Source organism: Kribbella sp. ALI-6-A, assembly GCF_001984195.1.
Classification (GTDB): domain Bacteria; phylum Actinomycetota; class Actinomycetes; order Propionibacteriales; family Kribbellaceae; genus Kribbella.
The window spans coordinates 166,588-186,526 of the sequence record NZ_MTQN01000004.1 but is presented as its reverse complement, the minus strand read 5'-3'; the positions used below and the strand labels follow the sequence as shown (position 1 = coordinate 186,526).

The following is a 19,939-nucleotide window of genomic DNA, read 5'->3' as shown; positions in this document are numbered from 1 at the left end:
GTGCTGGTGAGACATCGCGTGCTCGGTGCCTATGGGCACTCCTGGGTGTACGGGACCGGGGCGCGACTGCACAGCGAAGGGTTCGTGGAGCTGGCCGCGCGGAAGCTGGGTCTTCGCCCGAACAACCATGCGGAGAGCGGGAGTTTGAGTACCGGGACGGCTCGACTCGTCATGGCGCAGACTCCTGAACCGGCCGACGTCTTCGTGCTGATGACCGGCTTCAACGACGCGCGCCTGTACGGACCGGCATCGGCCGGACGCCGCCAGTACGAGGACTCTCTCGAGATCGTGTTGCGGGTCCTGCACAAGTCCGATCCGCACGCGGTGCTGCTCGCAATCGAGCAGCCCTACATCGAGGACTACTCGGGCCACCCGCCGTACGACCGTGCCTCGGACGCGATCGTCGATCAGTACAACTCGATCCTGCGGAACAGTGTCAGCCGCTTCCCGTCGGCGCGAACGGTGGTCGCCCACCGGTGGGACGCCGCCACGATGCTTGCCCAGGACAACGTCCACCCGAACGACAGCGGGCATGCCGTACTGGCGCAGTCGCTGGTAGCAGCCGTCCGCGAGGCCTGCGGGCCGACGAAGGAGGTTCGATGACCGGGACCATCGAGGGACACGCCCTCGAGCAGGAAGTCCGGCAGTTGCTCGAGAGCCATTGGGACGAGACCCGGGGGTACTGCGTCCCGAACCCTACGACCTATCCGCACCTGTGGCTGTGGGACTCCTGCTTCCACGCGATCATCTGGGCACATCTCGGCGACGACCGCGCACTGCGGGAGCTCGACGCCACCTTGGCGGGGCAACTGCCGAACGGGCTCGTCCCGCACATGCGCTACGGCGGCAAGAGCCCGGACTCATGGTTGGGTCCACTCGAGCAGACGTCTTCGATCACGCAGCCACCGATGTTCGGGCACGCGGCCAGCGTCCTGGCCGCGTGCGGGTTCATGCCGTCGGCAGAAACCCTCGACCGGGCCAGACGAGGGCTCGACTGGCTGTGGCGGACCCGCCGCACCGACGACGGCCTGATCTACGTCGTCCATCCCTGGGAGGCCGGCAACGACCACAGCCCCCGCTGGGACGACTTCGGCGCACCCGGGCGGACGCCGGCGAACTACAGCCGGCCGGCCCGGACGGCCTGGAACAAGGAACGAATCCATGACATCACCTTCGACGGTGACGGCGGTGCGCGCTGGTCGGCGAGCTTCGTCACCTGCCCGGCAGCCTTCAATGCCTACGTCGCGTTCAACCTGGCCGAACTCGCCGAGCTCCTGGACGACCAGGAACTGGCAGACAGGGCGGAGCAGCTGAGCGAGGCGATCGACACGATCCTGTGGGATCAGGATCAACAGCTGTGGTCCGATCGTTCGGTGGTCGGAGGGGGCGCGTCGGCCAAGACACCGACCAGCGATGGCGTCATGCCGGCCCTGGTCACCCGGGACCGGGCCAAGGCGCTCGCGTCGCTGCGCCAACTCGACGACCCCGATCGCTTCGGTGCGCCGTACGGCCCGGCGAACGTTGCCCGCGGCCACCCGGCGTACGACCCGCAGACGTACTGGCGAGGGCCTGCCTGGCCGCCGCTGAACTATCTGTTCTGGCTGGCGACCCGCCGGTGGGAACTCGAAGATGCCGCCTCCACGCTGGCATCCCGCTCGGTCGACGGAGCGCTGCAGAGCGGCTGGGCCGAGTACTGGAACCCCGAGAACGGCAGAGGACTCGGCGCCGCGCCGCAGACGTGGACCGGTCTCGTGATCGCCCTACGCGACCCGATGATACTTGCTCAAGGCATCGATCGCGTGTCCCCAAGCGAAGGAGTGCCCGAACGATGAAAACCCTGAAGCTTCCGGCGGGGCTGGCAACCGTGGTAGTCACGGCTCTGCTCGCCACCGCCTGTGGAGGCGAAGCGAACGACGCCGGTGCCACCACCGGTGAACTGGCATTCGCCCACAACAAGCCGTGGGACTTCGACGCCTTCTCGAAGGTTTCGAAGCAGGACATCGACATCAGTCTGAAGAGCACGCAGTACTCCGGTGATCCGTACCGGGCCTTCATCCGGCAGTCGTTCCGGACCAAGGAGAGTCCGGGGCTGTTCACCTGGGAGGTCAGCACGGCACTCGACGAGCTCGCCGAGCAGGGGGTCATCGCGGAAACGACCGACCTGTGGACCGAGGCGGTCGAGAAGGGCTACGTGAGCGATGCGGTGCGACAGCTCTACACGGTCGACGGCAAGCAGTACTGCACGCCGATCAGCGTCGACAACTGGGTGATGTTCTACAACAAGGCGATCTTCACCAAGTACGGCCTCAGCGTCCCGACGACGTGGGACGAGCTGATGCAGGTGGCGGCCACCCTCAAGCAGCGTGGGGTGACGCCGTTCTGGAACCAGACGAAGAACTTCTCCTTCGTCTGGTTCCAGACCCTGCTCGCCGGTACCGATCTGCGGTTGTACAACGACCTGTCCACCGGTAAGGCGAAGTACACCGATCCCCGGGTGGTGGCGGTCATGAACAACTGGCTCGAGCTGCAGAAGAAGGGCTACTTCAACGATCCCGGTCAGACCGACTTCGCCCGCGACCTGATGCGGGAGGGCAAGATCGCAATGGCGCCCGAAGGCACCTGGTTCACCGCCGACGCAGCCCTGGCCGGCATGACCATGGGCAAGGATGTCGACATGTTCGTGATCCCGGCGGTCACGCCGGGCGCGGCCACGCCGATCGCGATCGAGACCGCGCCGGTGTGCGTTGGCGAGAGCTCCAAGCAGAAGAGCCTGGGGCTGAAGTTCTCGCAGTGGTGGATGTCGCCGCAAGGGCAGCAGCCCTGGGTGAAGCAGCAAGGGAACTTGCCGTTCAACTCCGACGCAGAGGCGCCGACGCCGCAGATGAAGGCGCTGAAGTCGAAGCTTGCCGCCGGCAAGTACGAGTACTACAACCGGTACTTCGAGGCGACGCCGGTACCGATCCGAACGGTCGCGCTGGAGCAGTTCAGCGCATTCCTGACCAACCGTGGCGACCCGATGCCGTACCTGACGGCAATCCAGGCCGCGGCCGACGAGTACTGGGCCGGGCGATAGCAGCGTGAGGCAGTCAGGCGCGACCTCGTACCAGGGCCAGGCTCGGGGCTTCCTCCTCCCGAGCCTTGCTCTGGTGCTCCTGGTCTTCTACCTTCCGGTGCTCTACACCTTCTACCTGAGCTTCACCGAGTACAACGGCCTGGGGACGCCGGAGTTCGTCGGCGTCGACAACTTTGCCGCGATGTTCGGGGACTCCGCCTTCCTGGGCGCGGTCCGGAACACGATGATCTGGGTAGTCGGCACGCTGGTTCTGCCGGTCGGTCTCGGCCTGCTCGTCGCGGTTCTGGCGTACGGATTCCGCGGAAGTGGCTGGCTCCGGCTGCCGTTCCTTGTTCCGTATGCGCTGTCCGGAGTGGCCGTCGGTGTGATCTGGAGCTTCATGCTGGGATCGGGCGGCGCACTCACTCAGGCGCTGCAGTTCCTGAACCTGCCAGGGACCGAATTGCGCTGGCTTCAGGACTCGCCGTTGAACACTGTCGTGATGGTGATCGCGGCGGCCTGGCAAGGCGTCGGTGTCAACGCGCTGCTGTTCACCGTCGGCCTGCAGTCGATCCCGAAGGAACCACTCGAAGCAGCCAGGATCGACGGGGCGACCGGCTGGCGTCTGTTCAGCACCATCACCTGGCCACTGCTGCGACCGTCGACGACCGTGGTCGTCGGGCTGTCGATCGTCAACGGCTTGAAGACCTTCGACGTCGTCCAGGCGATGACGCAGGGCGGGCCTGCGCGCTCGTCCGAGACGCTGGCGTTGACCATGTACCGCGACACCTTCGTGAACAGCGACTACGGTCTGGGATCGGCCGTGGCCATCTTCCTCAGCGTCGTGACCGTCGGCGCCTCGATCATCTACCTGCGTCGGCAACTGAGCTTGAGCAGCGCCAGCCTCGGAGGTGGCAAGTGACCCCTTCACGGACCGGAATCATCCTTCGGGTCACGGTGCTGGCGCTGTTGGGCGCCATCTGGCTCGTCCCGGTGTACCTGCTGCTGGCCAACGCCGGCAAGACGGTCGGAAACTACTCCGGCTCCACCTTGTGGCAACCCGGCTCGCTGACCGACCTGTGGGACAACCTCCGCCAGGTAGCCACCGGAACTGACATCCCCCGCGCATTGGCGAACACCGCCGTCTACAGCGTCGTGGCTCCGGCGATCGCCGTCGTTCTGGGCGCCACCGTCGGCTTCGCCGTGATCGTTCTCAAGCTGCGCAACGGATTCCTGTGGTTCTTCGTCATCTACTGCGGATCGGTGTTCCCCCTGCAGATGCTGGTGATCCCGCTGTTCGACAGCTACTCCCGGCTGGGGCTCTACGACTCCCTGACCGGCATGGTGCTGATCTACTCCATCGTCTGCCTGCCGTTCTCGGCGTTCGTCATGCGCAACTTCTTCGCCGGCATCGCCGAGTCCGTCTTCGAGGCCGCCGTGGTCGACGGCGCGAAAACCCTGCGCATCTTCACCACGATCTACCTCCCGATGTCGTCCAGCGCTCTGGCTGTCGTTTTCATCCTTCAGGCCACCTGGGTGTGGAACGACCTGCTGCTCGGTCTCATCCTGACCCAGAGCGACACCACCCGCCCGGTCATGCCGGTCCTCACCGGCCTGCAGTCCACCGAGGGCGGCGGCGCCAGTTACACCGTGGTACTGGCGGCCGCGATCCTCGTCTCACTCCCGACCGCCCTGCTGTTCCTGGTCTCGCAACGCTACTTCGCGAAGGGCCTGGCCCTTGGCCAGTACTAACTAGGGCAACACCCACTCCAACGTCTGCCCGATCACCTACGACGGCACGAACCACACCGGCACCATCTTGTGGGTGATGCCCGTGGGCCAGACCGTCGACCAGGTCACCGCCGACGTGCCGAACCGGCGCTCGTCCTGGACCGCCAACTGACCCCATCCACTCCCCCGAGACGCCGAGTCGACCGGCGGACTGGTGAGCACCTCTTCCTCGGCCAGCAACGCCCCAGTCACGATGTCGAAGATCAAAACGTGGCGCTGGGGCAACCCCGTGAACGTCGGTCCACGGCGAACGCGCGCGCAGTCGGCCCAGTCCGGTCAGTGATCCCCCCAGCACCCGCAGCAGCGCGGCCCGCACCGCCAGATCACTAAGCAGACGAAGCAGTACCCCGGGCCCGACGCCCTCCGTGGGCACAGACACAGCCGCTGCCGTCACCAGCCCTCACGACGGACGTGCCAGCAGACAGAGACGCCCCGTCCATGAACCACGAACCGTCGCCCTGTAGTACTGGGGCGAGCACGACGTACACCGGTGGTACCTGTACTGACCTCGCCGCGCCGCGTCAGCGGCTGCCCTGACACGGAGCGGAGCCACGCTAACCTTCCGACTGCAGCTGTTCACCGCCCCGGCGAACCTGGCTAAGTATTCTGCGGACTTCGTCCGCAGAACGTTCGTCTCGCAGGGAGACCGATCCGCCGCTGGGGATCAACGCCTGGTCGCCTACGACGGCTCGACCCCGACCACGCTCCTCGTTTCCCTCACCGAGCGCGCCTACGTCGCTGGCGGAACGCGGTTGCGTTGCAGGCGCCAGGCGCAGGTCTGTGCGCATTCCGACCGCGGCAGCCAATCTCGGTCCAAGAAGTTCGTCCGGGTCCGCAAAGTCACGAACTCACCGGATCAATGGGCCGGGTCGGAGCTCGCGGCGACAACGCCGCCTCGGCAAACTCGAGCCCATCGAGTTGAGACAATTCAACCCGTCGCACTCGCAGCCTGAACCACCACACCCCGCGAGTCAACCGAACTCGGGAGTCCCTCCCGCCGCGGAGCGGGTTCGACGGGGGCTGAACTGTCGTCACGGATCCACCACCACGGCGAGCATTTCGCTCAACCGCTCAGCGAGTTGCTGCTGCTGAGCGTTCTGCAGTCCGGGTGTGGCAATCACGGTGCGCATGAGCCAGACGCCCGCGAGCAAGGCCAATCCGAGCTCGGCCCGCTCGTTCGCGTCCGGGCCGTCGAGATTGGCTACGAAACGGGCGCCGACATGGCGTTCGATGCCGGCGCGCATGATGCCGGCCGCTCGGGGATTGGCCGCCGACCGCAGCAGCAACGCGAACGGGTCCAGATGCTCCGCGCCGGGAGCGGTGCGGGCGACCAGCGCCTCGGCTGTCGACCGGGCCAGCTCGACCGATGAGCCGGGATCGTTCGGGACCATCGTCGGCGGCGCGAACACCGTGTCGACAACCTCGGCGAACAAACCTTCCTTCGACCCGAAGTACCGGTTGACCAGCATCGCTGTCACACCGGCCTCCGCCGCAATCTCGCGGACTCCGACCCCGTCGTACCCGTGCCGGGTGAACGCTGTCGCCGCCGAGTCCAGGATCGCCTGACGGGTCGCTGCGGCGTTGCGGGTCCTCTTCTCCATACACAGAGTCTACGTATGTATACTCGAAGCCGTAAGTATACACTCGTATACAAACCGAAAGGTCAGCACGATGGATCTGCAGTTGAGGCAACGGCGCGCTCTGGTCACCGGTTCCACTTCCGGACTTGGTGAAGCGACCGTCCGAATGCTCGCCGCCGAAGGCGCCGCCGTGGTCGTCCACGGGCGCAACGCCGACCGAGCCCATGCGATCGCCGACCAGATCACTGCGGCTGGCGGACACGCCTCGGTCGCGGTAGGCGACTTGACCACCGACACCGGAGCCGACGCCGTCGCCGAGGGCGCCGTGGCCGGAGGGCCTGTCGACATCCTGGTCAACAACGCCGGTGCCTACGAGCACCTGAAGTGGGACGAGGCCACACCGAACATCTGGGCGAGCACTTACAACCAGAACGTGATCTCCGGTGTCCGGATGATCCAGCGGCTGGTCCCGGCGATGCGCGAACGCGGCTGGGGCCGGGTGATCACAATCGGCGGTGGACTCGGCGGTCAGCCGATGAACACCCACCCGCAGTACAATGCCACCCTCGCGGCCCGGCACAACCTGGCCGTCTCCCTCGCCCGCGAGCTCAAAGGCACCGGCGTGACCTCCAACGTGGTCGCCCCCGGAGCGATCCTCGTCCCCGCGGTGCGGAAACTGCTGATGGAGGTCGCGGACGAGCGTGGTTGGGGCAGCACCTGGCCGGAGATCGAGGAGAACTGCGTGCGTGAAGTTGTCCCGAACGACGCCAACCGCTTCGGACACCCCGATGAGATCGCCGGCGCCGTCGCGTACCTGTGCGGCCCCCTCGCCGACTACATCAGCGGAGCCTCGCTGCGCGTCGACGGCGGCAGCGTCCGCGGGGTCTAGTGAGCCTGGGACTCCGTCGGTCGGTCTGGGCGGATGTGCTCGCTTGGCGACCGGTTCGGTGGTGGGCCTGGGGCCATCGGCGCTCTACGAGCCGCCGAAGCGCCAGCCAGCAGGTCACGGCGAGGACCAGTCCGCCTTACCAGCCGGGTCTGCGGTCCCGGGTCCGGTAGGCACGTGCCATGCACGCATGCGAGCAGCACCGCGGCGGGGATCCGCGTCGGCCCGGGACCGCCCGGGTAGCGGCGCCGGGCGCACGCCGCCGAACCCCAGTCAGCGACGGGCTTGGCTTTCGCCACGGCCGGCCAGAACGTTCGAGACCCCGCGTGCGGCGGGCGGTGCCACCGTCGATGTGGTCGACGGGCTCGGACGGCAGCCGACAGTTCGCCGCCCACAGGCAATGCGGGCACCCGCGGACACAAGCAGCACAAGGACGCGCCGGACTGACTCCCAAAGGGTTCCACCGGTCGACTGGGCAGTACCACCTCTCGCTGCAATCGTCGATCCGTGAGTTGTTGCCTTCGACCCGCGCACCGCGGCGCCAACAAATCCGTCAGTTGCTCGGTCGAGAAAGCTGCGAAGACCGGCGAACGGCAGCGAATGTCTGCAAGAGATGACCGATCACCGACTGCCTGGGGAATTCTGAAGAACCCCACCTGGATGCCAACGTGGCTGCTGTGGTGGTGATGGGGCCAAAGCTCGCTTCCTCGGATGGGCAGCGATGGGCGAGCCGACCGAACAGCTATATTCGCCACGCATCGGCGGAGCAAGCGCCGGGCGCCCGGCCGGTCACTAATCGGCCGTGGCCAGACAGACCCCGATCCGCTAGTTGTCATGGGAACCGTTGATCCCGCCGTGTGGTTACGCGGAAGCCTCGGGCGTCACCGCGGTACCTACTGCGGCCTCGACGATGAAGGGGAATGTCACGCACTCGAGCAGCCATTGAAGCACCGAGATCCAGCCGTCGAGAGCCGGGGATCCTCGAGCCAGCTGTCCTTGACAGGCTCGACGCGTGAACAGAAAGGGTTTCTTGTCCGATGAGAGTCCCCGCCTCGGCGGGCGGCTGTTGATCGGTGCGGCCGGCTCGGCGGGGTGGCCTTGCGGCTGGAGCGGGGTCAGCGACGGCGGCCGCCGCGCGTCGAAACAACCGAACTCCTCCCGGACTGCGCAGGGACGCCGCGCGTAGTCGCCGGCGAACCTGGACGCCGCCGTGGAGGTGCTCTGCGAGCAGGGCAGCGCGGGGTGCGACCGTGTCGTGCAGCCACCGGGCCTAGTCGTCAGCGTGCGCATTGCACCGGCCAGATAGATCCTGGTGCCCCGTACGCCGAACCCATCGTTTGCGTGAGATTGCTGCCCGCGCTGCACGGATTGCTGAGCTGCCGGCCGGTCAGATCACAGCTGGGCGCGACGATGGCTTTGCCGGTACTGCGACGGCGTCATCCCGGTCTCCCGGGTGAACGCCGACGACAGGTGCGCCGGGCTGCCGAACCCGCACAGGCGGGCCACCTCACCGATCAACGCGTCGCTTTCGGCGAGATGCCGGCGCGCGGCCTCGATCCGCAGCGAGGTGAGGTAGCGGCGCGGCGTCTGCCCGGTCGCCGCCTTGAACACCCGCAGGAAGTGATAGACGCTCAGCCAGACCTCACCGGCGATGTCGGCCAGCGTCAACGGCAGGTGCAGGTTGTCCCGCATCAGCTCGATCGCCTTGCGGACGCGGGCGTCGTCGTGCCGCGGTCCGGCGACCGGCGGCATCCCGCCGTACCGGGTGTGCAGATGGACGGCGAGAAACTCAGCCGCGCTCTCGGCGTACATGTCGTCCAACTGCGCGGTCGCCGCCGAGGCCATCCCCAGCATGATTTGCTCGACCACGGGGTCGGACAGGGCCAGCGCGTCGGGCTGGTGGGAATCGAGGCGGTAGCGCCCCCACAACTCGAGGCCGACCCGCTGCATCAGCTCGCCCGGCAGATACAGGTGCATTGTCGTCATGCCGACGGTCGATCGATAGCGCAGCTGCGTTGCCCGGCCTGGGGCAGTCAGCCCGATTTGCCCCCGCATGTAGCGGGCGGAACGCCAGCCGCCGTTCGCGTGGGATTCCAACCACGCATCGCCGGCCGTGGCGAGCACCAGGTGCTGGTCACCGATGGGCGGCAGAAAGATCTCCTCCACGACAGAAGCGTCCTCGTGGACCTGCAGCAGGACCGAGCGCCAGCCGGAATCGGTCCAGCTGCAGAAGGTACGCCGCGCGTGCTGCCCGAGGTCGAGTTCCAGCGCCTCGTAGCCCTTCATGTACCGCCTCACCACTGGGCGCGGTCGGCGGTCTCGGGTTCGAGCTGCTGGAGACCGATGACGGAGAGCAGTTCGAGCTGTTCGACGGATTCTGTGCCGGGTGGGGCGGTGAACCAAAGGAGTCGGTGCAAGCCGTCCTCGCTGTGCAGGGCGAGGCAATTGAGGTCGATGACGCCGACCGGCGGGCACACGATGCGTTTGCGGTCGTTCCGACGTACCGCGACGTCCTGTCGCTCCCACAGCTCGGCGAACTCCTCGCTGTAGCGCAGCAGATTATCGACGAGGCCGCGTACGTCGGCGTCCCAGCCGCGGCGGCCGACGACGGCACGGAGGTCCGCCACCAGCGCGAGCGTGTGATGCTCGTGCTCGGCCTCGCGATAGATGGCGCGCGCCTCCGGCTCGGTGAACCAGCGGTACAAGAAGCTGTCCCGGGGCCCCTTCGTAGCGACCGGGGCACCGAGCAGCGCGCGGGCCAGCGGGTTTTGGACCAGGGTGACGTGCAGGTCGGTGATCACCATCGCAGGTGTGGTCTGGAGCCGGTCGAGCAGATCGAGCATCGCGGGCGGCACATGAGCCGACGGGCTCGTAGCGGCGGGCAACGGCCGGCCGGCCAGGTGGAACAGGTAGTTCCGCTCGTCGTGGCTGAGCCGCAGGGCTCGACACAGGGCGGCCAGCATCTGCTCTGACGGCTGCGCGTCGCCCCGTTCGAGCTGGGTGTAGTAGTCGGTCGACGCGCCGGCCAGCAGGGCGACCTCGTCGCGTCGCAATCCTGGCACCCGGCGCCGGCTGCCAACGGGCAGGCCGACGTCCTGGGGCCGCACCTGGTCGCGTCTCTTGCGCAGGAACGAGCCAAGGGAATCGAGGTCCATGGACTCAGTATCCGCGGCGGGCCAGCCCTTAAGCAGGGGTTGGCGTCCCCTGGGAAAGCACCGCCTCCTCCGCTGCGCGAACCGGGGCCAGCATCGAGGCAGGCGCCGCATCCCGCGGCCCGCAACGCTCCGGAAGGAAGAAGGAACCCTAATGTCTGCCCAGCAGTCCAGGATCGCGCTGATCACCGGTGGGAACCGCGGTCTCGGCCGCTCCGTGGTCGAGGCGCTCGCCGCCGACGGTATCGACATCGTCCTCACCTACCGTTCGCACGAGGACGAGGCCAAGCAAGTCGTCGAGGCGGTGACCGCACTCGGGCGCACCGCGGCCGCGATCCAGCTCGACACCACCCGGACCGGCACTTTCGCCCAGTTCGCCGACGCGCTGCGCGAGACGCTGCGTCTGCACTGGAGACGCGACAGCTTCGACATCCTCGTCAACAACGCCGGCTTCCACCTCGCCACCGTGCTGGGCTCCACCGAGGAGGAGACCCTCGATCAGCTCTTCGCCGTTCATTTCAAGGGTGTCTATCTGCTGACCCAGGCGCTGGCCGTCGCACCCGAGGGAACTTCCCCGCTGCTGGCCGACGGTGGCCGCATCGTGAACTTCTCCTCCGGGCTGGCCCGGTTCGTCAGCGGTCCCAACGCCGTCTACGCCGCGATGAAGGGCGCGATCGAGGTGGTGACGCGCTATTGGGCAGCCCAGCTCGGCCCGCGCGGCATCACCGTCAACACCGTCGCTCCCGGCCCGGTCCTGACCGACTTCGCCGACGGCCTGTACAAGAACGCCCAGGAGGGTATGCGCGAGACCCTGGTCAACGCCACCGCGCTCGGCCGCCTGGCCTACGCCGACGACATCGGGCCCGCCGTGGCCGCCCTGGTCGGCATCGGCACCGGTTGGATCACCGCCCAGCGGATCGAGGCCAGCGGCGGATACCGCCTCTGACCGGCCGGCGCCCGCACAAGGAGGATCCCTCATGCTGCAGTCCATCCGGGAGCAGGGGGCCGACGACCCACCGCGCCGGCCCGCGAACACCTCGTCCGAACGCAAGGTCGTGCTCATCACCAGCGGCTTCGGCGCACTCACAACACGCGCCCTGGCCGCCGCGGGGCACACCGTATACGTCGGCAGGCGCCAGCTCGGCAGCCGCAACGCGGCCGCGGAGCTGACCGACCACGCCTCCGGCAACGATCTCGCGATCCACCCCGTCGAGCTCGACGTCACCGACCAGCAGAGCATCGACCCGGCCGTGGCCACGTTGCTGGAGACATCACCACGGTTGGACGTGAGGGTCCACAACGCCGGTCACATGGTGCTCGGTCCGGCCGAGGCGTTCAGCGCCGAAGAACTCGCTGCCCAGTACGACGTGAACGTGCTCGGCACCCAGCGCGTCAACCGCACCGTCCTGCCGCATCTCCGTGACCAGCGCAGCGGTCACATCGTCTGGATCAGCTCGAACAGCGTGCACGGAGGCACCCCGCCGTTCCTGGGACCGTATTTCGCGGCGAAGGGTCTGTAACGGCGGATGAGCCTTCGGAGGCAGGCACGCTGAGCCGGCCGCGACGGAGCCGGCAAAGGTAGCGACTCCGTCCATGTCTAGCGGATGCAGCGGAGCTCCCGGCGGCACGATTGCGGCAAGCGAACACGGTGACCTCGGAATCAGCGGCCAGGGGCCAGGCCGCGCGGACAGCCTAACCAAGCACAGTGCAACATCGGTACGACTCGATGCAAACGTCCTGAACATTGAGGATCGTGTGATGATGCCGCTGCATTGATCCAGCGACCTGAGCGATCGACTCGGACAGCTGATCGACTCCCGCGTCAGCCGATCCAGTGGCTCCTGCAGTTGTGGCCCGACCGTCTCAGGCAGCCTCACACTGGGTTTCGCCGTTGTTCAGCACTCCAATCTCTATGCCCACTTAGATGCCTCAGCACCCCGGAGTCGAGACAGGCCGGCTCATTGACATACAGATCGGCTCTGCCACGGCAGTGATGTCAAGTGCCAACTGACTCGCGGCGTCGGCCGCTGTCACGATGGCCAAAGATGCTTTGGGCATAGGCCTCAGGCAGCAGACAAGCGCTCGAACCGTGCGTCGATTGCGCGCCGAGCGCGATCGTGTGACGACGGTAGGAGATGGGTGTATAGGGCGAGCGTGAAGCCTGGGTCACCATGGCCAAGATACTCGGCCAATTCCTTGATGTTGACGCCGTCCGCTAGTGACACGCTCGCATAGTGGTGGCGGAGTGCATGCAGCCCGGTCGTCCGGTCAGTCTTGAAATGGCGACGTCCGCGGGCATCCCTGACGGCCGGCGGGATGACTCCAGCCGCCGCGAGCGCTGGTTTCCAGACCACCTCGTCGTAGTTTCGCGCCTTCATGTGGCCGCCGTCGAGCCATCGGAACAGAAGGTTCGCGGTTACTGGTTCATTGTCCGGTCGTTCCCAGGGCAAGGAGTACGGCTCCGGCGCGTGACGCTCCACATACTCGTGAACACGAGCTGCCGGCCAGGCAGCGAGGGGAACCTCCCGCTCCAGGTCGTTCTTCGGCAATGCGAAGACGAAGTGCTTGCCAAGCTTCTTAACCTGGCGGCGTACCCGGATGACCTGTTCTTCGAAGTCGAAATCCTCCAGCGCCAGGCCGAAGATCTCACCTTGCCGAAGTCCGCACGCAGCTCCGAGGATCGGGATCAAGCGGTACTCATCAGGGTGCACATCGATGATGCGATCCACCAGGTCGGGGGTCCACACATGAACCTTCGACCGCGAGGTCGCCGGCCGTGTGACGAGCTTGGACTGTGCGGGGTTCTTCTTGATCAGGCCGTCGGCCACAGCCAGCTCGAGACAGCCGTTCAATACGAGAAAGGCGCTTCTAGCGGTCGAAGGGCCGTATGCGGTCTTTACTCGCGTGAGCCACGATCCGATCTCAGAGGGGCGAATACTCCGGAGCTGTCGGTTACCGAAGGCCGGTCCGACGTGGAGACGCCACTTCGTTTCGTAGTGAATCTCAGTGGAGGGATCGACGTCCCTTGATGCCAACCAGTGCGCGGCGACCTCGGCCAGTTTCGCCTTCCCGCCTTCGGGGTCGAAGTAGTCTCCACGCTCGCGGTCGGTCTCCATCGCGGCTGCGTACTTCGTCGCCGCTGTCTTCGTGTCGAAGGCCTTCGAACGCTCCGCTCCGTTGGGATCGAGCCAGACAGCCAGCCACCGCTTGCCCCGGCCCCAACGTGCCTCATTCCGAACACGCTTGACCGTCCCGTCCGGCTGCTTCGCCGGACGGGTCCACTGGTCCTTCGTGAACGCCATCCTGCCCTCTCTGTCGACGTGGTTCCGCAACCGTACGAACTCTGGGCGATCGGCAAAAGTCGCCTGTGGATAAATGCCCGCGAAGGGTGACGGATGTTCAACGGCTGGCGAGAACCTCACTCGACTCCGGACCTCTAGCGCTCACACTGGGATGGCGGTCGTGTCGCCATGATGGGTCGTCCAGGCCCATGACCGCCCCCGGAATCAGCGCAGCAAGGCGAAAACTCCACCAGGATGACGGCGCAAAATGCTCCGCACCCGCGAAATCCCGTCGCCCTGGATACGTCTCAAGCAGGGCCGCAGGAAGGGGAACCGGCTCGGAGCGGAGGACGCTGCGAGTTCTGGCTCGACAACAAAGCGGAGACGCTCCACCGGGTACCACAGGACCTGGAGCGAGGAGTCGCGGGAGGACTCCGCGGCACCGCTACAGGCGATCGATCGGCAAAGAGAGGCGACAGAGGACGCCGAGAACGCGCAAAGTCTCAGGATCAGATGCGATGTCTCCCTGAGCCTCGATGCGGTGCGCTGCCAGGGACCCGGCCCCGAGCCCGCTGATTCGCGTCCCGCAGTTGCTGTCATTCGTCAGAGGCTGCCAAGAACGCGTACGACCTCCGCCTTTGAGAGGTGAGAGATGGCGCCGCTGATGGACAGCGGTCATATTTCCCCCGGCCTTAAGGCTGCCGCGCGTGGCGGCGGCCGGCTGCCACAGCGGGTGTCGCTGCGCTCCAGGCACGCTGGGTGTCTCTGCCGGGGGTGGGGAGCGCAGGGCGGCGTTGTACGTCAGCGGGAATGCGCGCCGATCATCAGGGCGGCCAGGTCCTCGGGTTCCAGGAAGGATGGGGGCGGTGGGGGGCCCCAATTGAACAGTCCCCGGGCGCCGTGAAGCACCTCCGGTTCCCAGATCTCGTCCTCGGGGATGCAGTCCATGTCCGCGTAGTACTCCGAGAAGTTGCCGGCCGGGTCCTTCAGGTACCAGAAAAAGTTGGAGCCCGCGTGGTGCCGGCCCAGGCCCCAGACGTGCCGCTCCGGGTTGCCCTCGAGCATCGACATCGCGCCCCGCCCGATATCGTCGATGTCGTCGACCTGCCAGCTCGTGTGGTGCAGGTAATTGATCTTCGACTGCATGGCCAGCACGTTGTGGTGGTCCGCGGAGCAGCGCAAGAACACTCCCTGGTCTGCGATGTAGTCGCTCACCTTGAAGCCGAGACCATCGACGAAAAACGCCTTGGTGGCCTCCAAGTTCCGTGTTCCGATCACCGCGTGGCCGAGCTTGCGCGGACGGATCGGGGTCTCCCGCACAACACCCGGCGCCCGGCCGTATCTCTCGATCCGCCCCGGCCCGTTGTACGGCGTGGGCGGTTGCGGGTGTTGCGACAGGCGATCGGTCACCGTCAGGGCGACGCCGAACCCGGCCGCCGGCTCCCTGGCCCGCAGAACGCCCCCGGTGCGGGACGCGGGCACCCCCAGTTGGCCGAGGGACACCGCGATGCGAGCCAAGTCGTCCTCGTCGTCGGCACCCACGCCCAGTTCGACGAGCCGTCTGGTCGGCGCGTGCGTCACCTTGAGCTGATCACCGCCGTCGCTGGTCGCCAGTACACCGTCGGCGCGACGGCTCAGCCCGAACTCTTCGTAGTAGTCGACCGTCTCGCCCACGTTCGGTACGCCGATCTTGACGTGCGTCAGTCGATGCAGACTCATTTCACCGGCCTCCCGCCGTGAAGGTCTGCCTGATCTCGCCGATGCCCTCGATCCGGCTGACCAGGACGTCACCGTCGGCCAGGAACCTCTGCGGTTGCCGTCCCTGGCCGACACCGGCCGGGGTCCCGGTGAAGATCAGGTCTCCGGGGAACAGCGTGATGACGTCGCTTAGCTGCGCGATCAGCGCGGGCACCGGGAAAATCATTTCCTTCGTCGAGGCCGCTTGGACGGTCTCGCCGTTCACGGCGCAGGACAGTTCCAGGTTGTCGCGGTCGCCGAGCTCGTCCGGAGTCACCAGCCATGGCCCGACCGGTCCGAACCGGGGATAGGACTTGCCCAGACTGAACTGAGGTGCAGGACCGTCGAGTTGGGAGATCCGTTCCGACAGGTCCTGTCCGACGCTCAGTCCCGCCACGTGGTCCCAGGCCTCGTGCTCGCCCACCCGTGACGCGGACCGGCCGACGACGACGACCAGCTCGACCTCCCAGTCCGTCCGTCCGCCAGGCGGCAGCTCGACCTCGCAGTAAGGGCCGGCCAGGCTGGAGGGGAACTTCGTGAAGGTGGGTGGCAGCCGCTCCGGTACGGCGAAGCCGGCCTCGGCGGCGTGCGCCGAATAGTTGAGGCCGACGGCAACTACTTGCCGCGGGGAGGGCGACGGACAGCCGAGGTCCTCGGGCTCGAAGGCGACCTCCCCTCCGAGGTCGCCTGCCGCCGCGACCCAGCGCTCGAACTCTGCCCACCGCTGATAGACCTCGTGTGGGCCGGGCCCGAACTCGCCACCGGACGCTTGGTGCACGTTGATCCCAGCCCGGTCGCCGGTCACAAGGACTGCATGGCCACTCACGTTCGCGAGTTTCATCGGTGTTCTCTCCTTGTCGCTCAGTCGTCGGGTCACGCGCGCAGGGGCGCCAGTGCGCCGGTCAGTCGGACCAGTTCGTCGAGCATCAGCTGGGCCGAGTCCTGCATGATCGGCGTCGGCTCGAACTCGCCGAGAACGTTCAGATGTTCCGCCACGAACGGCACGGTGACCGCTGCCGGGACCGCGAACAGGCCGAGTGCCGAGAAGCTCTGCTTGAGCATCTGCGCCGCGCGCAGGCCGCCGGACACACCGCCGTAGCTGACCAGCCCGACGGTCTTGTCACGCCATTCGTGCACCAGGTAGTCGAGGGCGTTCTTGAGCGCCGCGTTGACGCCGAAGTTGTACTCCGGATGGACGAAGACGAATGCGTCGGCGCGTTGCACCGTGTCGCTCCACATCTTCGTGTGGGCGTTGCGGTACTCCTGCAACCGCGGATGGTTCGGCTCGTCGAGCAGCGGCAGGTCCAGGTCGGCGAGGTCGACGAGCTCGATGTCGAAACCGCCGTGCTCGCGCGCGGTCCGGGCGAACCAGTGCGCGACGGCCGGCCCGACGCGGCCGGGCCGGGTGCTGCCGATGACGATCTGAAGATGGTGCGTCATGACGTCCTCCGGGTGTCGAACGGGATGTTCACTGGATCCGGGGGCGGTCACCGGTGGAGTAGAAGACCTGGATCGTGAAGGTCCCCTCGTTGAGCATCCACTCGCGGATCGTGAAGGTGCGAGCGCCGCACTTGTGCATGGGATCGGCCTCCGCGAGCTCACGCGCGTGCTCGGCCGACGACGCCCGGTACATGAACAGGCCTTCGCCCAGCCACTCGGTCCGGTCGTCGTTGGCCACTGGGCCGGCGGCGAACATGACGCCGTCGCGTTCGAGCTGGGTCTGGTACGCGATGTGCTCGTCGAGTACGTCGAGAATCGGCTGGAGCCCACGGCGGGGGGTGGACGAGATGACATACAACGTCTTGCCCAGCAGGCCGTGCGTGTGGGCGATCTCGGCCTGCTCGGACCATTTCATGTGTGGTTCGGCCACGATTCCTCCTTGATCGGTGATCGCTTGTCGTCGCATCCGGTGAACCGGCGCACCACCTGCAGCGCCGTCACGGTCGCCGCAACGTCGTGGACCCGCAGCGCGGAGATTCCGCGGGTGGCCAGCAGGGAGGACAGCACCGCGCCGGCCAGATCGAGATCCCGCTGACCGGCGTGATCGAGGATCTCCCGCAGCAGGCGTTTGCGGCTCGCCCCTACTAGGACCGGGAATCCGAGCGCCTGGACGGCGTCGATCCGGCGGAGCAGCTGCCAGCTCTGGGAACCGGTCTTGGCGAACCCGAGACCGGGATCGGCCAGCAGCCGGGATGCGTCGATGCCCGCTTTGATTGCCTCATGCAACTGATGGTTCAGCTCGCGCACGACGTCGGCGACGACGTCCTCGTAGGTCGCGTGCCGGTCCATCACCACGGAGTGCGCCCGCCAGTGGCTGACGACGTAGACGACGCCGAGATCCGCGACGGCGGGCAGCATCCTCGGATCCGCCCGTCCACCGCTGACATCGTTGACGACGATCGCTCCAGCGGCGACCGCAGCTTCGGCGACTTCTGCTCGCAGGGTGTCCACCGAGACCCGGACATCTTGTCCGGCCAGTGCGGCAACCACCGGTACAACGCGTCGCAGCTCCTCGGCGGCGCTGACTCTCCGAGCGCCAGGGCGGGTCGACTCTCCGCCGACATCCACCCAGTCGGCGCCAGCGCGTGCCAGCTGCAATCCCCGCTCTGTGGCAGCGTCGGCCGTGGGGTAGAGCCCGCCGTCCGAAAAGGAGTCTGGGGTCACGTTGAGTATGCCGATCACCAACGGGCGGGCGGTGATCCCGTTCGGCGTCGGTCGAGCGGTGACGGTCATCGGAACACGACCGTACGGATGCCGTCCAGAATCACTCGGTTCTCCAGGTGCCACTGGACCGCGCGAGCCAGCGCCAGGCACTCGGCGTCACGCCCCAGCGCGGCCACCTCGGCGGCGTCCAGCGAGTGGTCCACCCGCTGGACCTCCTGCTCGATGATCGGACCTTCGTCCAGGTCCGTCGTGACGTAGTGGGCGGTCGCACCGACCAGCTTCACGCCGCGGTCGAAGGCCTGGTGGTAGGGACGGGCACCCTTGAAGCTGGGCAGCATCGAGTGGTGGATGTTGATCGCCTTGCCCTCGAGCTTGGCGCACAGGTCGGCGGACAGGATTTGCATGTACCGGGCCAGGACGACGAGGTCGACCTCCAGTTCGTCGACCAGCCGCAGCAGCTCCGCTTCAGCCTCCGGTTTGGTCGCCGCGGTCACCGGAACGTGGAAGAACGGGACACCGGCCGCCGCGACCATCGGTTCAAGGTCGGGGTGGTTCGACACAACCGCCGCCACCTCGGCGTTGAGCCGGCCGACGCCCACCCGGAAAAGCAAGTCGTTCAGGCAGTGGCCGTACTTGCTGACCATCAGCACGACGCGTTGCGGCCGGGCGGTGTCCACGAGCCGCCAGGAGATGTAGAGCTCCCGCGCCAGGTTCGCGAACCGCGCCTCGAACCGCTCCGGGTCGAGGTCACCGCCCGCGGCGTCGTGGAACGCGACCCGCATGTGGAAGCGGTTCGAGGAGCGGTCACCGAACTGGTGGCATTCCGCGATGTTGCAACCCTGTTCGTCCAGGAAGCGGCTGACGGCGTGTACGATACCGGGCCGGTCGGGGCAGCTGAAGGTCAGTACCAGTTGGTTCATGAGACCTGCCCTCCTGCCGTAGGCGGAACAGCGGCGGCGCGCCAGGCCGCGTACTGCGCCACCTGGTTGAAGCTGAAGACGTGCAGGCCCTCGATCCCGCTGCCGTCGGCAGATCCGATCTTTCCGACGGCATCGACGAACGGCTCCGGGTCGTAGGTGCGCCCGAGCAGGACGTTGCCCACCAGCCCGTGTTGCTTGCTCAGGTAGCGCAGCGACTGGCCCACTCCGATCCGCAGCGACAGCTCGGCCAGTTTGGCGACCTTGAGCGGACCGGCGACACCGACCCGCAGCGGCAGGGTGATGCCACGTCCGCGAGCCTGCAGCAGCCAGTCCTCCAGCGCCCGCGCGTCGAAGCAGAGCTGGCTCACCATGTACGTCGCCAGCTTCTGTTTGCGCGCAAGAGACTCCCACAGCCGGTCGTCGTCGACGGTGGGGTGACCCTCGGGATAGCACCCCACCCCGAGCCGCGTCAGCCCGTGGTCCAACCCACGGAGATCCTCGAGGACCTGACTTGCTTCGGAGTAGATGCCGACCGGCCGGTCACCGTCGCCGCCGATCACGTAGAGGTCGGTGACACCCAGATCGGTGATCCGGGCGACGAACTCGCGCAGGGCGGCGCGGTTCTCGACCATGCGGGCCGCCAGATGCGGAACGACCCGTCGGTTCGACCGGGTAGCGATCGCGCAGTACTCCAGGGTGCGGGCGAGGCCGAACTTCGGCGAGCAGGTCACGGTAACGGTCGCATCGGCGGGGGCGGCCTGGATCTGTGCGTCCGCGCCCTTGAGGGGAATGATCTCCACGGTGGCGGTGCGGACCAACCCGGCCAGGCTCATCGCGGCGGGACGGCTGCGCGGGTACGGCTGCTGAGTGGTCATG

20 protein-coding genes are annotated in these 19,939 nt (G+C 67.0%); 8 read left to right on the top strand and 12 right to left on the bottom strand.

Annotation, left to right across the window (positions count from 1 at the left end; translation table 11 throughout):
- The first annotated feature begins 6 nt into the window (after positions 1 to 6).
- Genes BWI15_RS01305 through BWI15_RS01285 form a run of 5 tightly spaced genes read left to right on the top strand, consistent with a single transcriptional unit; the run spans position 7 to position 4,804 of the window.
- The gene (locus BWI15_RS01305) at positions 7 to 603 is read left to right on the top strand and encodes an SGNH/GDSL hydrolase family protein (RefSeq protein ID WP_168197245.1); all 597 of its coding nucleotides are present in this window, start codon (positions 7 to 9) and stop codon (positions 601 to 603) included.
- A complete protein-coding gene (locus BWI15_RS01300; protein WP_077012383.1) occupies positions 600 to 1,832 on the top strand; it encodes an MGH1-like glycoside hydrolase domain-containing protein in 1,233 nt (410 codons plus the stop codon). Before BWI15_RS01305 ends, BWI15_RS01300 begins: the two co-directional genes overlap by 4 nt.
- Positions 1,829 to 3,073: an ABC transporter substrate-binding protein gene (locus tag BWI15_RS01295; protein WP_083750499.1), complete on the top strand. Its 1,245-nt coding sequence runs from the start codon at positions 1,829 to 1,831 to the stop codon at positions 3,071 to 3,073. Before BWI15_RS01300 ends, BWI15_RS01295 begins: the two co-directional genes overlap by 4 nt.
- A gap of 4 nt (positions 3,074 to 3,077) precedes the next feature.
- Positions 3,078 to 3,974: a carbohydrate ABC transporter permease gene (locus tag BWI15_RS01290; protein WP_077012382.1), complete on the top strand. Its 897-nt coding sequence runs from the start codon at positions 3,078 to 3,080 to the stop codon at positions 3,972 to 3,974.
- Positions 3,971 to 4,804 carry a carbohydrate ABC transporter permease gene (locus BWI15_RS01285; protein ID WP_143465362.1) on the top strand — a complete coding sequence of 278 codons (834 nt, stop codon included), beginning with the start codon at positions 3,971 to 3,973 and terminating at the stop codon, positions 4,802 to 4,804. Before BWI15_RS01290 ends, BWI15_RS01285 begins: the two co-directional genes overlap by 4 nt.
- Positions 4,805 to 4,840: 36 nt before the next feature.
- Here the strand turns inward: BWI15_RS01285 and BWI15_RS01280 are convergent, their stop codons facing one another.
- Complete coding sequence (locus BWI15_RS01280; protein ID WP_143465361.1) at positions 4,841 to 5,035, bottom strand: hypothetical protein; 195 nt, start codon at positions 5,033 to 5,035, stop codon at positions 4,841 to 4,843.
- An 839-nt stretch (positions 5,036 to 5,874) separates the two neighbouring features.
- Positions 5,875 to 6,444: a TetR/AcrR family transcriptional regulator gene (locus tag BWI15_RS01275; protein WP_083750498.1), complete on the bottom strand. Its 570-nt coding sequence runs from the start codon at positions 6,442 to 6,444 to the stop codon at positions 5,875 to 5,877.
- Between the two features lie 70 nt (positions 6,445 to 6,514).
- Here BWI15_RS01275 and BWI15_RS01270 point away from each other — a divergent pair, with 70 nt between their 5' ends.
- Positions 6,515 to 7,312, top strand: a complete 798-nt coding sequence (locus BWI15_RS01270) for an SDR family NAD(P)-dependent oxidoreductase (protein ID WP_077012380.1) — start codon at positions 6,515 to 6,517, stop codon at positions 7,310 to 7,312.
- 1,389 nt (positions 7,313 to 8,701) lie between these two features.
- Here the strand turns inward: BWI15_RS01270 and BWI15_RS01265 are convergent.
- Both BWI15_RS01265 and BWI15_RS01260 read right to left on the bottom strand, forming a co-directional pair.
- Complete coding sequence (locus BWI15_RS01265; RefSeq protein WP_077012379.1) at positions 8,702 to 9,595, bottom strand: helix-turn-helix domain-containing protein; 894 nt, start codon at positions 9,593 to 9,595, stop codon at positions 8,702 to 8,704.
- A gap of 8 nt (positions 9,596 to 9,603) precedes the next feature.
- A complete protein-coding gene (locus tag BWI15_RS01260; protein ID WP_077012378.1) occupies positions 9,604 to 10,464 on the bottom strand; it encodes a helix-turn-helix domain-containing protein in 861 nt (286 codons plus the stop codon).
- A 151-nt stretch (positions 10,465 to 10,615) separates the two neighbouring features.
- On the opposite strand from BWI15_RS01260, the gene BWI15_RS01255 reads away from it, so the two are divergent.
- Together BWI15_RS01255 and BWI15_RS01250 are read left to right on the top strand one after the other, a co-directional pair.
- Complete coding sequence (locus BWI15_RS01255; protein ID WP_077012377.1) at positions 10,616 to 11,407, top strand: SDR family NAD(P)-dependent oxidoreductase; 792 nt, start codon at positions 10,616 to 10,618, stop codon at positions 11,405 to 11,407.
- Between the two features lie 31 nt (positions 11,408 to 11,438).
- Positions 11,439 to 11,981 carry an SDR family NAD(P)-dependent oxidoreductase gene (locus BWI15_RS01250; protein ID WP_077012376.1) on the top strand — a complete coding sequence of 181 codons (543 nt, stop codon included), beginning with the start codon at positions 11,439 to 11,441 and terminating at the stop codon, positions 11,979 to 11,981.
- Positions 11,982 to 12,524: 543 nt separating this feature from the next.
- Here BWI15_RS01250 and BWI15_RS01245 read toward each other — a convergent pair.
- The 8 genes from BWI15_RS01245 to BWI15_RS01210 all read right to left on the bottom strand — a co-directional run bounded on the left by BWI15_RS01245 (position 12,525) and on the right by BWI15_RS01210 (position 19,938).
- Positions 12,525 to 13,763, bottom strand: coding sequence for a tyrosine-type recombinase/integrase (locus tag BWI15_RS01245; protein WP_077012375.1), 1,239 nt, complete (start codon positions 13,761 to 13,763; stop codon positions 12,525 to 12,527).
- Between the two features lie 780 nt (positions 13,764 to 14,543).
- A complete protein-coding gene (locus BWI15_RS01240; RefSeq protein WP_077012374.1) occupies positions 14,544 to 15,461 on the bottom strand; it encodes a VOC family protein in 918 nt (305 codons plus the stop codon).
- Position 15,462: 1 nt separating this feature from the next.
- Entirely contained in the window at positions 15,463 to 16,320 is an 858-nt protein-coding gene (locus BWI15_RS01235; RefSeq protein ID WP_077012373.1) for a fumarylacetoacetate hydrolase family protein, read from the bottom strand.
- 32 nt (positions 16,321 to 16,352) lie between these two features.
- Positions 16,353 to 16,919, bottom strand: coding sequence for an NADPH-dependent FMN reductase (locus tag BWI15_RS01230; protein WP_077012372.1), 567 nt, complete (start codon positions 16,917 to 16,919; stop codon positions 16,353 to 16,355).
- A gap of 28 nt (positions 16,920 to 16,947) precedes the next feature.
- On the bottom strand, positions 16,948 to 17,349 hold the full coding sequence (locus BWI15_RS01225; RefSeq protein ID WP_202817539.1) for a YciI family protein: 402 nt from the start codon (positions 17,347 to 17,349) through the stop codon (positions 16,948 to 16,950).
- Positions 17,331 to 18,212, bottom strand: a complete 882-nt coding sequence (gene folP, locus BWI15_RS01220; protein ID WP_077012370.1) for a dihydropteroate synthase — start codon at positions 18,210 to 18,212, stop codon at positions 17,331 to 17,333. The genes BWI15_RS01225 and folP overlap by 19 nt, the downstream gene beginning before the upstream one ends.
- Positions 18,209 to 19,063 carry a formyltetrahydrofolate deformylase gene (gene purU / locus BWI15_RS01215; protein WP_077012369.1) on the bottom strand — a complete coding sequence of 285 codons (855 nt, stop codon included), beginning with the start codon at positions 19,061 to 19,063 and terminating at the stop codon, positions 18,209 to 18,211. The genes folP and purU overlap by 4 nt, the downstream gene beginning before the upstream one ends.
- Positions 19,060 to 19,938 carry a methylenetetrahydrofolate reductase gene (locus BWI15_RS01210; RefSeq protein WP_077012368.1) on the bottom strand — a complete coding sequence of 293 codons (879 nt, stop codon included), beginning with the start codon at positions 19,936 to 19,938 and terminating at the stop codon, positions 19,060 to 19,062. Before BWI15_RS01210 ends, purU begins: the two co-directional genes overlap by 4 nt.
- Position 19,939: the final 1 nt, after the last annotated feature.

Bases quoted from the DNA above. Each gene is read 5' to 3' on its own strand.
- BWI15_RS01300 (WP_077012383.1), top strand. From the start codon at position 600: ATGACCGGGACCATCGAGGGACACGCCCTCGAGCAGGAAGTCCGGCAG.
- BWI15_RS01295 (WP_083750499.1), top strand. From the start codon at position 1,829: ATGAAAACCCTGAAGCTTCCGGCGGGGCTGGCAACCGTGGTAGTCACG.
- BWI15_RS01275 (WP_083750498.1), bottom strand. From the start codon at position 6,444: ATGGAGAAGAGGACCCGCAACGCCGCAGCGACCCGTCAGGCGATCCTG.
- BWI15_RS01270 (WP_077012380.1), top strand. From the start codon at position 6,515: ATGGATCTGCAGTTGAGGCAACGGCGCGCTCTGGTCACCGGTTCCACT.
- BWI15_RS01265 (WP_077012379.1), bottom strand. From the start codon at position 9,595: ATGAAGGGCTACGAGGCGCTGGAACTCGACCTCGGGCAGCACGCGCGG.
- BWI15_RS01260 (WP_077012378.1), bottom strand. From the start codon at position 10,464: ATGGACCTCGATTCCCTTGGCTCGTTCCTGCGCAAGAGACGCGACCAG.
- BWI15_RS01255 (WP_077012377.1), top strand. From the start codon at position 10,616: ATGTCTGCCCAGCAGTCCAGGATCGCGCTGATCACCGGTGGGAACCGC.
- BWI15_RS01250 (WP_077012376.1), top strand. From the start codon at position 11,439: ATGCTGCAGTCCATCCGGGAGCAGGGGGCCGACGACCCACCGCGCCGG.
- BWI15_RS01245 (WP_077012375.1), bottom strand. From the start codon at position 13,763: ATGGCGTTCACGAAGGACCAGTGGACCCGTCCGGCGAAGCAGCCGGAC.
- BWI15_RS01240 (WP_077012374.1), bottom strand. From the start codon at position 15,461: ATGAGTCTGCATCGACTGACGCACGTCAAGATCGGCGTACCGAACGTG.
- BWI15_RS01235 (WP_077012373.1), bottom strand. From the start codon at position 16,320: ATGAAACTCGCGAACGTGAGTGGCCATGCAGTCCTTGTGACCGGCGAC.
- BWI15_RS01230 (WP_077012372.1), bottom strand. From the start codon at position 16,919: ATGACGCACCATCTTCAGATCGTCATCGGCAGCACCCGGCCCGGCCGC.
- folP (WP_077012370.1), bottom strand. From the start codon at position 18,212: ATGACCGTCACCGCTCGACCGACGCCGAACGGGATCACCGCCCGCCCG.
- purU (WP_077012369.1), bottom strand. From the start codon at position 19,063: ATGAACCAACTGGTACTGACCTTCAGCTGCCCCGACCGGCCCGGTATC.
- BWI15_RS01210 (WP_077012368.1), bottom strand. From the start codon at position 19,938: ATGACCACTCAGCAGCCGTACCCGCGCAGCCGTCCCGCCGCGATGAGC.